Source organism: Paenibacillus dendritiformis (assembly GCF_021654795.1).
GTDB lineage: Bacteria > Bacillota > Bacilli > Paenibacillales > Paenibacillaceae > Paenibacillus_B.
Window position 1 is genome coordinate 403,221 of the sequence record NZ_AP025344.1, and the last position, 11,353, is coordinate 414,573.

Consider the following 11,353-nt stretch of genomic DNA (forward strand, 5'->3'; position numbering starts at 1 on the left):
GCAAAAGCAGCAGGAAGAAGCCAACCGAACAGCCGACACGCGCGGCAAAATACCGGTTGACAAAAAACTGGAAGGACCAAACCGTCCTTCCACATAAGCGCCTTACGGCGCAAGATAAGGGAAAGCCGCTTCCGGAAGGAACGGCTTTCCCTTGCTTTACTCCTGTGCAAATGGTTAAAATATTAACGATAGCACTATCTGGTGACGTCTATCGGGGTAATTATTTAACGGGTTAGGAGTGAAGTGAAGAATGTCTATGTCTTTTGAGCAATATATGCGCGATATGGTCCAGCCGATGCGCAATGAATTGACATCGATCGGATTCGAAGAATTGCGGACGCCGGAAGAGGTGGAAGCGAAGCTGCCAACCGCGAAGGGAACCGCGCTCGTGGTCGTGAACTCCGTCTGCGGCTGTGCGGCGGGGCAATGCCGTCCAGGCGTGCGCAAAGCGCTGGAGCATGAAGTGACGCCGGATCATTTATTCACCGTCTTTGCAGGCCAGGACAAAGAAGCAACGGCACAAGCGCGCGAATACTTCGCGCCGTATCCGCCGTCTTCCCCGTCCATCGCCTTGATGAAGGATGGCAAATTGGTGCATTTTATTGAACGCCATAGCGTAGAAGACCGCTCTGCCGAGCAGATTGCGGCGGATCTGACAGCAGCGTTTGATCGCTACTGCCGCTAAGGAGAAGCTCATCCCCGCGTTTGTCCGATGCGGGGATGTTTGCATAAATACGACCAGATCGTGAACAGGATGGATCGAAGGGAGATATCCAGATGAGCCTACAAGAGGAAATCATCAGTCGGTTCGGAGTCAAGCCCCAAATCGATGTAGATGCCGAAATCCGCAAACGTGTTGATTTTTTGAAGCAGTATGTGACCAACGCAGGCGCGAAAGGGCTGCTGATCGCCATTAGCGGGGGGATCGACAGCGCTGTCGCCGCCGGCTTATGCAAGCAGGCCACCGACGAGCTAGCTGCGGAATCCGGCCAGGAATACATGACGCTCGGCGTGTTCCAGCCCTATGGGGAGCAGGTTGATATTGCCGACAGCTATGCCGTCGCCGAAGCGTTCAAGTTGAAGCATACCGTCGAGACCAACATCGAAGAGGCGGTGAATGAGGTGGCGCTTGAAGTCGAGCAAGGCTTCAAAAGGCTTGGTCAACCGCGCCATTTAAGCGTTCCCGGAAAAGGGAACATCAAAGCGCGAATCCGGATGGTCGCTCAATATGCGCTGGCGTTCGACCTCAACCTAATCGTGGTCGGCACGGACCATGCATCCGAAGCGTTGACCGGCTTCTACACGAAATGGGGCGACGGAGCCGTTGACGTTACTCCGCTGTCCTCCCTGAACAAGCGCCAGATTCGCCAGCTTGCCGAACGGCTTGGCGTGCCGCGCAGCGTCATCGACAAAGTGCCGACCGCCGGCCTGTGGGAGGGGCAGACCGACGAGAAAGAACTGGGTGTCTCCTACGAGCACAACAGCGATTACCTGGAGGGCAAGCCGGTTCCCGCCGACGTTCAGGCGAAGCTCGAACAGCACTACCGCAAAACCGAGCACAAGCGCGCCCCGATTCCCGGCATCTGAGCGGTATGCGAAACAGGGGAGGCCTGCGCCGGCGCTATTCTCTTTCTTCGAGGAAGACAAGCACATGAACCGTGCTTGTCTTTTTTGATGCCTAACAACCATGCTTATCCCAGTTATGGTGAGCGCATGCCTTGCCCTTGATGAAGGACATCTGCATTCATCTGCAATTGGCGGCTCCGTTCAGTGCGCAACTATTCCAACAACTCGGCAGCAGATGTGAAACTTATCCGGCACGGGGGAGAGAAATGCAGCGTTTTTTCGACAGGTGTTGGTTCAAGACTCTTGAGTTAATTCCCTGTTGGAACTGACGATTTTCGCGTCAACTGGCGAACCTCATGTTAGTTGAATGAATCTGGTGCTGATCGACGAATTCTGCCTTATTTGACGGATTGCGTGCTTCTGTATGCTATGAACGGGATTACCTCTCTTTCGCGCCGCGAGGAAAGTATCTATCCAAGGCCTTTTGATCAATATCCCCTTGACTCATAAACCAGAAGTGAGAGGCGACACGGCTTGCTTATATCTTCCAACGGCAAGTCACAGAAGTGGCTAAATCGAACCGGGGAACCTCACAATCTTGGGGAAGAGTCCTTGCTTTTATGAGCTATGGGGATAGTGACAGAAAGGCGCAAAAGGAGATGCCGTCCAATGCCTTCGAGGAGATCGCCTGAGAGTACTGCGGGATAATAGGTTCGGGAGAATACTTTCGGAAGAAGACCTCGGAAGATTACGTCGGGAGAATACCCCCGAACATATCCCCCGGAAAGCTGGCGAACCGGCAAACAGGCATAAAATATGAGCATAGGGGATAGCGGCAAAAAGGAGTTTGGGGTAAGCCGTGACAGGAAGGGGATGAACCGAACGGCCGAAACCAGAGCAGCCCGACCATAAAAAGGATTCGGTCTCTATAGGTAGGGGCATGCTCTGGCGGCAGTCAAGCCGTGATGTCCCGTCGCAGCCATTTTTCCTCATTCAGCCTGATAATGTATTGCTGTACTTCCCGGCACTTTGCTTCCGCCCGACTAGGAAGGAGATGAGCCATGTGCACAGCGGGAGTACCCATAGAAATACGGCGAAGGGCGCGTATTGATGCACGGGCACATTTAGAATGGCGGCGCAGAGGACGGCCAGCATATTCCACGGGATCAGGGCAGCGAAGACAAGCGCCGTGTCGGCGACGACGCGGGATAGCTGCTCCGGCGGGAAGCGGGTAGTCCACAGCGGCAGCACGCTCCGCCCGGACATCATGATGGGCAGGGTCTGCGTGCAGGAGACCAGCGCCAGGATGAAGCCGAATAAGCCGATGCGCGCGGTGGCTCCGGGCAGGGACGGCTTCGCGCCCAAAAAGGAGGCCATATACGGCTCCAGGGTGCGCGTCGACTCCAGTATGCCGTTGAAGGCGCCGGCCATCGCTATCAGCAGGACGAGGTCGACCATATTCATCACGCCCTTTGTATGCAGCGAGGGCAGCGAGGCATGGTCATAGCCCCACAACAGGCCATTCCACCATGTTATCGTGCCGGCGCCTTGGAGCCAGGTTCCGAGAATGATTGACGTTACGATGGAGAGCAGGAAGGCGTAACGCGTTTTGACCCGGAACAGGATCGCCGCGACCAGAACGAGAGCGGGCAGGATCAGCAGCGGGTGAAATGCAAAGGCGTCGCGATAGGCTTCCATCTGCAATGCCTTGGCCGGAACGACCCAAGCCCCCGCCCAGTCGAATAAGGCAAAGACGGCCGTAGCCGCGCCGAGGCCGAGCAGAGTTGTGGGCCGCATCGCCCGGGCTTGAAGTCTGACGGAGGTTCCCGTGGAATCGGCGACCAAGCGGTGGGCGCTTGAAAAGGGTGAGGTGCGATCGCCGACGAACGCGCCGGATACGAGGGCGCCTGCCATGAGAGGCAGCGGCACGCCGGCCATCGCCGCGACACCCATCATCGGGATGCCTACCGCGCTCAATGTTCCCGTCGAGGTGCCCAGCAGCATGGAAAATAGAGCGGACAACCAGAAGGTGAGCGTGGTCATCCATGCCGGATGGATCCAGGACAGCCCCTGCTCGATTAAGTAAGGGATCGTTCCGCTGAGCGTCCAGGCAGGAATCATCAGGCCGACCAAGAGCAGAATCCAGACGACTTCCATCGTGTGGAGGGCCCCCGCTCGCATATAACGAAGCAGGTCGGGCCAGGGATGGCCCTGCTTGCGCGAGAAGAGGGCAAGCACAAGGAAGCCGGCAGCAAAGCCGGCAATATGCGGCAGACCGAGCAGATAGGCGGCGGTAAGGCCGCCTATCGTCGTCAGAACCGATACAGCGAGCTGGCGCGGGGTCAACATTCGTACACTGCAACTCCTGTCTATGCGTAAAAATTAGCGGGCCTGCAGCCACTGAACGGTTGCTTCAATGGCGGCCTCCAGCTCCGGTGTCGTGCCTTGGAACGGGTGAACCGTGTTGAACGTATGGCCGCCCCCTTCGATCGTAATCCACTCCGCTTCGGGATAGTTGGCCACCAGACGGGCCGAACCGTCGCGAAAACCCGGCAGATCGTCCGAGCCTTGAATTAGCGCGAGAGGGAAGCGGGCATCGCGGACGCGGTGAATCAGGTCATATTTCTCGCGATTGGCTTCCAGATCGTCCAGCAGCAGACGGGACAACGGTAGCGCTTCGCCCGTCCGGGCATTGATCACCTTGGATTGGCCCTTGTCCCGCATTTCCTGCTTCTGTTCCTCGGAGAATAAATCCATATTCGTCACGCCATTCCACGTAAGCACGCCAGCGATGCGCTCCGGAAGTTCCAGCGCATACAGCAGGCAGCTTGCCCCGCCCCGGCTGTGGCCGAGCAGGTACAGGGGCATCTCCTCCGACCAAGGGAAGCTTCCTCCCTGGGCAGCCAGCCATTGCGGGAATTCGGAGGAGCGCAACCAATCGAGCAGCGTGGCAAGGTCAGTCTGCTCCTCTCCGTACGTATTGATTGCGAATCGCTCCGGCTGATCGAAGCGGTCAAGCGAGGGGCCGACGCCATTATGCGAAAAATTAAACGTCATTGTAAGCAGTCCGCCGCGGTGTGCGATTTGCTCCGCCGCATAAGGGAACATTCCCCAATCCTTGAACCCTTTGTACCCGTGCGCAATGAGGAGCACCGCCGGGCGCAGCGGCTTGGCAGGCAGACACACGTCCCCGCGCAGGATGCGGCCATCCCGCCCTGAATAGGTGAATGCATATTTCAATCTAAGCCAACCTCCTTGCCTTCCAGCTTATTTTCACTCATTGTACCACACCCCTGAAGCAGAATGTCTCCTTTCATCTTGACAGGATTGTCTATTCTTATGTACCATGTGTACTAGTTCTAATAATACACTATTTGGTTCGATCAGCAGAAAGGAGGGTTTCCATGTTTCGTCTGCAAGAGCAGAGCGCTTCGCCGATATATGAGCAGATCGTGGACCAGATGAAAGCGCTCGTCGCCACGGGAGCGCTGGAAGCGGGAGAGAAGGTACCCTCGGTGCGCGAGCTGTCCGCGATGCTGCTGGTTAACCCGAATACGGTCAGCAAGGCTTATCAGGAGCTCGAACGGCAAGGGGTGATTGTGACGATGCGGGGCAAAGGCACGTTTGTCGCGGAAGCAGCGTCTCCCGGCATGGCGGAGGAACGGATGAAGAAGCTGAGAGAGGACATCAAGCGCGTCGCCCTGGAAGCGAAGCATCTCGGACTGGAACCGTCCGGTCTGCTGGACATGGTCGAGCAGGCATGTCATGAATGGTGGAGGGAAGAATCATGATGCAAGTGGAGGCTGTACATAAATCGATTGACGGCAAGCCCGTCCTGCAAGGCGTCACTTTCGGCATCGAGCCGGGGCGGATCGTCGGGCTCGTGGGCCGGAACGGCACCGGCAAGACGACGCTGATGCGGACGATGGTCGGCATTTATAGCCCGGATCAGGGCAGCGTCGCTTTTGACGGCATTAGCGTGCACCGCTATCCGGAGCTGAAGCGGGATATTGTCTTTGTCCCGGATGCGCCGACGGCGCTGGAAGCGTATACGATTCGGGAATGCGCCAGCTGGTACGCGCAAATTTACCCGAATTTTGATCTTTTTTATTTTACGGAGGCCATGGAAAACTTCAAGCTTCCGCTTCACAAGCGGGTGCGGTCGCTGTCGAAGGGGATGAAGATGCTGTTCAGTGCGGCCCTCGGGCTGGCTACGAGAGCGCGGCTGATTCTGTTCGATGAACCGACGAACGGGATAGACGCGATAGCGAAGAAGCAGCTGTTAAGCCTGATCGTCGGATCGCTCGATGAAGAGTCTTCCATCCTCATCTCATCGCATATGCTGCACGAGTTGGACCGCATCGCGGATACGGTCGTCCTGCTGCGGGAAGGACGGACCGAGGAAGTGTGGGAGCTGGAGCAGCTCCGGCAGCAGATCAAGAAGCTGCAGATCGTGTTCGGCAAGCCGGAGCCGCCAGCCTGGCTCTACGAGCCGGGGGTGTTCGTCCTTCAGCAGGTTGGCCGCGTGTATACGGTGATTGTGGAATCGGAAGCGGCCTTGCATGCGTTGGAGAGGGAGGAACCGATGCTGGTCGACGAGATCCCGCTCTCGCTGGAAGATTGGTTCACATGGAAGTCGGGAGGTGACGGGGGTGCTGCATAATTGGTTTATCCGGCCGCTATGGCGGAAGGAGATTCGCCAGACATGGGGATTATTCGCGTTGATGCCGCTGGTCGGTTTTTTGGCCGTCTTGTTTATGCATATGCAGCAATGGTGGTTCCCGTCGCCGGAATATATCGGGCATAACGCCTCGATATTCGACCGCGACCCGAATAATGCGGTGAACTGGGCGTTTTCCGAGAAATACGCTATTTTTCAGTTCGGGCTTGCGCTGATCTGTTTTTTGCTGGCTCTGTGGCAAATGGGCTATGAACGGCGGAACCACGTCAGCGAGCTGGGGTTCGCCTTGCCGTATCCGCGCTGGCTGATTTATGGCACGAAATGGATGGTTGGCGCGGCCTACATCATCTCGTCCGTCCTTGTCATCACGGCGATGTACGCCGCCATGCTGTGGGCTTCTCCGATCGGCTCGCATTTTACCGTCATGGTTTTTATCAAGTATGCGTTTCATGTTATTTTCGCCGTCCTGTCGGCGTATACGCTGATGCTGTTCATGGGCTCCTTCACAGGCAGCTGGACGGCCCAGGCGGTGCTGACCTTCATTCTTTTCTGCATTTATGAATTTATAACTTCGATGGTTCGGAAGCTTATCTCTGTTTTCTTTCCGGCTCCAGTCTACCAGCACATGGAATTGCGCGGGACCGTATGGGAAAACTTGAACATCCTGAGCTGGATTACGGAAAGCATCAATCGGTATCCGTACGGATTCGTCGGCGCGTCCGCTTTGCTGCTCTTTGTCGCGGGTCTTGTCCTTTATAATCGGAACCCGCTGGAGAACAACGGGAAGCTGATCCTGTTTCCCGCGGGAGAGAAGGTGCTGATCGGTATCGGCGTGTTCTGCGCGGCTCTGTTCGGGGGCGACATCTGTTATACTCTCGTTTACCCGGGCGGGTTGGGGTATTTGATTGGAGCCGGGTTCTGTATTATAGCCGGGTATCTGAGTATCCGCAAGCTGGCGCGGATCAGGCTGTAGCGAGGCGGATGATAAAGCGGGCGGGAGCGGATGTATAAGCTCCCGCCCGCCGTGCGTTTAGCCGAGGACGCGGCGGAGCGCCCGCTCGGTGCGGGCGGCGATGTCGCGGACATCGTCCGGCGTGGCGGACAATGGAAGCCAATAGTAGAGGGTGTCCCCGAGCGGGCGGAGGATCAGTCCTTCCTCGAAGCCCGCCTCGTACATGGCCGCCCCGATGCGACGTTCGGGCGGGAAGGGCTGGCGGCGTTCGGCATCCAGGTACAGGTCGAACGCCGCCACGAGCCCAAGCTGCCGCGCATGGGCGACATGCGGCAGGCGGGCCAGGCCGCGCAGGGCGTCCGCCAGCGCGGCAATGGTGTCCTGCGCCCGTTCGAGGACGCGTTCCTCCTCGAACAGGCGCAGTGAAGCCAACGCCACGGCGCACGCCACCGGATTGCCGGTGAAGCTGTGGCCGTGGAAAAAGGTCTTCGCCGCGTCCTCGTCATAGAACGCGGCGTACAGCTCTTCGCGGCACAGCGTCGCCGCGAGGGGCATGATGCCGGCGGTCAGTCCTTTGCTGAGGCACAGGATATCCGGGCTGACCCCGGCATGCTCGCAGGCGAACATGACGCCCGTTCGCCCGAAGCCCGTCGCCACCTCGTCGGCGATGAGGTGGACGCCGTAACGGCTGCAGAGCTCGCGCACGCCCTGCAAATAGGCGGCCGGCGTCATAATCATGCCGCCGGCTCCCTGCAGCATCGGCTCCACGATTAAGCCCGCGATCGTGTCGCCCTTCCGCTCGAACAGCTCGCGCACCGCGGCGAGCGCCTGATCCGCCGTCTCGCGTTCGCCCTCGGCTCCCGCGGTGCGCGCCTGCCGCAGATCGGGCGCCGGCAGGCGGTGGCCGTGGAACAGCAGCGGCCGGAACAGCGCGTGGTAGCGATCGACCCCGCCCACGCTCACCGCGCCCAACGTGTCGCCATGATAGCTCCCATCCAGGTAAGCGAACGTCGTCTTCTCCGTTCGCCCGCGATGCTGCCAATATTGGAACGACATTTTAAGCGCCACCTCGACGGCCGTCGAACCGTTGTCGGAATAGAACACCCGCGTCAACCCTTCGGGGGTTAATCGCACGAGCTGCTCGGCCAGCTCGATGCCCGGCGCATGCGTCAGCCCGCTGAACATGACGTGGTCGAACGCGTCAAGCTGATCGCGAATCGCCGCCTTGATGCGCGGATGGCCATGTCCATGCAGATTGCACCACCAAGAGGACACCGTATCATAATACCGCCGTCCGTCCGCGTCATAGAGGAAGAGGCCGTCGGCCTGTTCAATCAGCACATGATCCCGATTGGCGTAATCCTTCATTTGCGTAAACGGATGCCACACATAAGCCCGATCCTTTTCAAGCAATTCCCGCTTCCGGTTCACTTCCATGGAACTCCATCTCCTTCGTGTTCGGTAATGCGTAAACTTCTCCGCATTAAAATGTAAACCAAGTTATCTAAATATAAGGTTAACAAATGATAAAGGCGGAGACAATACCTATCGTCCATTGGGCTGGGGGCAGCTCCCGCGGCGGATTGGTTTAGGCACCGTGGAACCGGGCCTTCTTGGCCGGCTCCGCTCCTCGGTCTCCAGACCGAGATATAAATTCTTCTTCAGCATGAATCCGATTTCAGGCGGCGGACGCTTCAGGGGGAGAGGAGCGCCATGTATGCTCATAAGTAGAAGAAGGAGGAGGGAGAAGCGGGTGAATCGGATCGTATATGAGGTCGAACAAGTGAGCCAGCTCTATAAGAAGGGAAAGGTCAAGGCGAATATCGACATTTCGCTCCAGGTGCAGGAGGGCGAGATTTTGGGCGTCCTCGGCCCGAATGGCGCAGGCAAATCGACCTTGATTAAGCAAATGATCGGGCATTTGAAGCCGACATCCGGCTGCGTGCGGTACGAAGGAATCGACGTCAGCCAGCAGTCGAAGCGGGTTGCGCAGCAGGTTGCCTATTATTCGCAGGAGCCGCATGCGCTGTCCTCGCTCCGGGCGCGTGAAGCGCTCGTATTTACCGGGCGGCTGCGAGGGATGGCCAAAGCGGAAGCCGAGCGGCAGGCCGAGGAACTGCTGGAGCTGATGGGGCTGGCCGATAAGGGACGGAAGCTGCTGCGGCATTTATCGGGCGGCCAGCGGCGGCTGGTCGGCATCGGGACGGTGATGATCGGCCGGCTGCCGGTGCTCATATTGGATGAACCGACGAATGAACTCGACCCGGCCAATCGGCGCCTGGTCTGGAATCTGATCAAGGAGCGCAATAAGCAGGGCGCTACCGTCATTCTTGTCACGCATAATGTGCTGGAGGCGGAGCAGGTTGTCGATCGGGTGGCGGTGATCAATCACGGCCGGCTGCTGGCGAATGATACGGTCGCGAAGCTGAAGCAGAAGGTCGATCAGCGCCTTAAGTTCGAGCTGACGACAGAATTCGGACACCGCGAGGATACGGTGCGGGCGATGGAGCGCTGGGGGCAGCTTCACGCTAACGGAGAGAACCGGCTCATTTTGCTGGTGAACAAGGAGGACGCCAGTGAGGTGCTCGATTTTATCGTCCATTCTCCGGAACTGCCGATTGAGGAGTACGCCGTGAAGCCGCCAAGCCTGGAAGATGTCTATTTTCATATTGATCAAGAGGTAGAAAAGGAGGTGGCGGGAGCATGAATCAGGCGATCGCTCCACATCCGAATCCGGAAGCGTCATCCGCTCCGCTGCAAGGTCCGGGACGCGCGATGACCGAGCTGTCCATTCTGTTCCGCATCCAATTCGCCATCATCCGGGACAGTTGGGCGTGGGTGCTGCTGATGGCGACGATGTTTCCGTTGACGACGATGATGTTCATGACCTTCTTCACGGAGAATCCGAGCGAAGAGATGATTACCCGCATCATTGCGGGCAACCTGATTTTCGGGGTCATCGTGATGGGGATGAACAGCATGGGCCAGGAGATTTCATGGCAAAAGCACCAAGGACACTTTACGTACTACGCCTCGCTCCCGATCTCCAAAATGAGCTTTGTCATCGCCAATCTGCTGCGCGGCTTGATGAGCACGCTGCCGTCTACGGTCATTTTGACCGTGATTGGAAGCGTTGGCTACGGGATCGCCTTCCAGGTGTCTTGGGGACTGCCGGTCGTCATTATTTTGTCGCTGGCCAGCGTCGTCGGCATCGGGGTGTGCATCGGCTTCTGGTCGCCGAATCACCAGCTGACGAACATGATCTGCCAGGTGCTCATGATGTTCATTACCTTCTTGTCCCCGGTCATGATGGACATTCAACAGCTTCCGCAGCCTCTGCAGTGGGTCTCGTATCTGTTCCCGACCACCTATGCGGCGGATGCGATGCGCACCGTCCTGCTGATTGGCTGGACCGACGGCGTCATGTGGAACTGTGTCGTCCTGCTCGCCTACAGCATCGTCACCTTGTTCGTCATTAACAAGCTGGTGAAATGGCGGGTGAGCGAGTAAGACGGCAGCACGCGGGGAGGCTGCCTCGCAGGGAAGCGATTTGACGTGAACCCTACCCTCACGGGAGGCGAACAGGCCATGCGGAATCGCATGCAACACCGCCGGTCCGCTATGCTGGAGACAAGCTTGCTTGTTATGGCTTCTCAGTTGTATTCTCTATATATATAATTCAAGCGTCACCGTAAAGAAGGGAAAGAGGTTCGTGATCTACGGTATCGGGCATGACATATTGGAGATGGAGCGGGTTGCCCGCTTGTTGAATGGTTCAAGCGGAGAGCGTTTCCTGCAGCGGATCTTGACTGCCAGCGAGAGGGAGGCGCTTGCGCAGCGGGAAGCGCGCCGGACGGAATGGGTCGCCGGGCGATTCGCGGCCAAGGAAGCCGTGGTGAAGGCGTTCGGCACCGGATTCGGGCCGATAATTGGCTTCCACGATATCGAAGTGCTGTCCGATGCGCTTGGCAAGCCGCATGCCCGTCTCAGCGAGGCAGCCTGGAGCCGGCTCGGCCTGTCCGGCGCTTCCTGCCGCATTCACGTCAGCATCTCGCATCAGCCAAGCCTTGCTTCGGCGCAGGCGATCGTGGAGCGCCTGCCGGAATAAGGGCCGCTGAACCGCCTTGGGCGGCCTGTCCGATTGTGGTATAACT

General features: G+C 58.0%; 11 protein-coding genes. 8 read left to right on the plus strand and 3 right to left on the minus strand.

Annotation, left to right across the window (positions count from 1 at the left end):
- Positions 1–250 precede the first annotated feature (250 nt).
- Both L6439_RS01920 and nadE read left to right on the plus strand, forming a co-directional pair.
- Positions 251–685 (plus strand): BrxA/BrxB family bacilliredoxin, encoded by a 435-nt coding sequence (locus L6439_RS01920; RefSeq protein WP_168178460.1) that lies wholly within the window; start codon positions 251–253, stop codon positions 683–685.
- A 92-nt stretch (positions 686–777) separates the two neighbouring features.
- Positions 778–1,587 carry an ammonia-dependent NAD(+) synthetase gene (nadE, locus tag L6439_RS01925; protein WP_168178461.1) on the plus strand — a complete coding sequence of 270 codons (810 nt, stop codon included), beginning with the start codon at positions 778–780 and terminating at the stop codon, positions 1,585–1,587.
- 972 nt (positions 1,588–2,559) lie between these two features.
- Here the strand turns inward: nadE and L6439_RS01930 are convergent.
- Both L6439_RS01930 and L6439_RS01935 read right to left on the minus strand, forming a co-directional pair.
- On the minus strand, positions 2,560–3,915 hold the full coding sequence (locus tag L6439_RS01930) for a Na+/H+ antiporter NhaC family protein (RefSeq protein ID WP_168178462.1): 1,356 nt from the start codon (positions 3,913–3,915) through the stop codon (positions 2,560–2,562).
- Positions 3,916–3,948: 33 nt separating this feature from the next.
- The gene (locus L6439_RS01935; RefSeq protein ID WP_213468735.1) at positions 3,949–4,806 is read right to left on the minus strand and encodes an alpha/beta hydrolase family protein; all 858 of its coding nucleotides are present in this window, start codon (positions 4,804–4,806) and stop codon (positions 3,949–3,951) included.
- A 164-nt stretch (positions 4,807–4,970) separates the two neighbouring features.
- Here L6439_RS01935 and L6439_RS01940 point away from each other — a divergent pair, with 164 nt between their 5' ends.
- From L6439_RS01940 to L6439_RS01950, 3 genes are read left to right on the plus strand one after another with little or no spacing between them, the layout of a single operon-like run.
- Entirely contained in the window at positions 4,971–5,357 is a 387-nt protein-coding gene (locus L6439_RS01940; protein ID WP_168178464.1) for a GntR family transcriptional regulator, read from the plus strand.
- Entirely contained in the window at positions 5,354–6,229 is an 876-nt protein-coding gene (locus L6439_RS01945) for an ABC transporter ATP-binding protein (protein WP_168178465.1), read from the plus strand. Before L6439_RS01940 ends, L6439_RS01945 begins: the two co-directional genes overlap by 4 nt.
- Positions 6,219–7,220 carry an acetoin ABC transporter permease gene (locus tag L6439_RS01950; RefSeq protein WP_213468736.1) on the plus strand — a complete coding sequence of 334 codons (1,002 nt, stop codon included), beginning with the start codon at positions 6,219–6,221 and terminating at the stop codon, positions 7,218–7,220. Before L6439_RS01945 ends, L6439_RS01950 begins: the two co-directional genes overlap by 11 nt.
- A gap of 57 nt (positions 7,221–7,277) precedes the next feature.
- Here L6439_RS01950 and bioA read toward each other — a convergent pair whose 3' ends face one another.
- Positions 7,278–8,636 carry an adenosylmethionine--8-amino-7-oxononanoate transaminase gene (gene bioA, locus L6439_RS01955; protein WP_168178467.1) on the minus strand — a complete coding sequence of 453 codons (1,359 nt, stop codon included), beginning with the start codon at positions 8,634–8,636 and terminating at the stop codon, positions 7,278–7,280.
- A gap of 316 nt (positions 8,637–8,952) precedes the next feature.
- Here bioA and L6439_RS01960 point away from each other — a divergent pair, with 316 nt between their 5' ends.
- The 3 genes from L6439_RS01960 (at position 8,953) to acpS (ending at position 11,307) form a co-directional block, all read left to right on the plus strand.
- Positions 8,953–9,906 (plus strand): ABC transporter ATP-binding protein, encoded by a 954-nt coding sequence (locus tag L6439_RS01960; RefSeq protein ID WP_213468737.1) that lies wholly within the window; start codon positions 8,953–8,955, stop codon positions 9,904–9,906.
- A complete protein-coding gene (locus tag L6439_RS01965; RefSeq protein ID WP_168178469.1) occupies positions 9,903–10,709 on the plus strand; it encodes an ABC transporter permease in 807 nt (268 codons plus the stop codon). The genes L6439_RS01960 and L6439_RS01965 overlap by 4 nt, the downstream gene beginning before the upstream one ends.
- A gap of 202 nt (positions 10,710–10,911) precedes the next feature.
- A complete protein-coding gene (acpS, locus tag L6439_RS01970; protein ID WP_168178470.1) occupies positions 10,912–11,307 on the plus strand; it encodes a holo-ACP synthase in 396 nt (131 codons plus the stop codon).
- Positions 11,308–11,353: the final 46 nt, after the last annotated feature.

Coding starts and splice junctions, on each gene's coding strand:
- nadE (WP_168178461.1), top strand. CDS start 778: ATGAGCCTACAAGAGGAAATCATCAGTCGGTTCGGAGTCAAGCCCCAA.
- L6439_RS01940 (WP_168178464.1), top strand. CDS start 4,971: ATGTTTCGTCTGCAAGAGCAGAGCGCTTCGCCGATATATGAGCAGATC.
- L6439_RS01965 (WP_168178469.1), top strand. CDS start 9,903: ATGAATCAGGCGATCGCTCCACATCCGAATCCGGAAGCGTCATCCGCT.
- L6439_RS01930 (WP_168178462.1), bottom strand. CDS start 3,915: ATGTTGACCCCGCGCCAGCTCGCTGTATCGGTTCTGACGACGATAGGC.
- bioA (WP_168178467.1), bottom strand. CDS start 8,636: ATGGAAGTGAACCGGAAGCGGGAATTGCTTGAAAAGGATCGGGCTTAT.
- L6439_RS01920 (WP_168178460.1), top strand. CDS start 251: ATGTCTATGTCTTTTGAGCAATATATGCGCGATATGGTCCAGCCGATG.
- L6439_RS01945 (WP_168178465.1), top strand. CDS start 5,354: ATGATGCAAGTGGAGGCTGTACATAAATCGATTGACGGCAAGCCCGTC.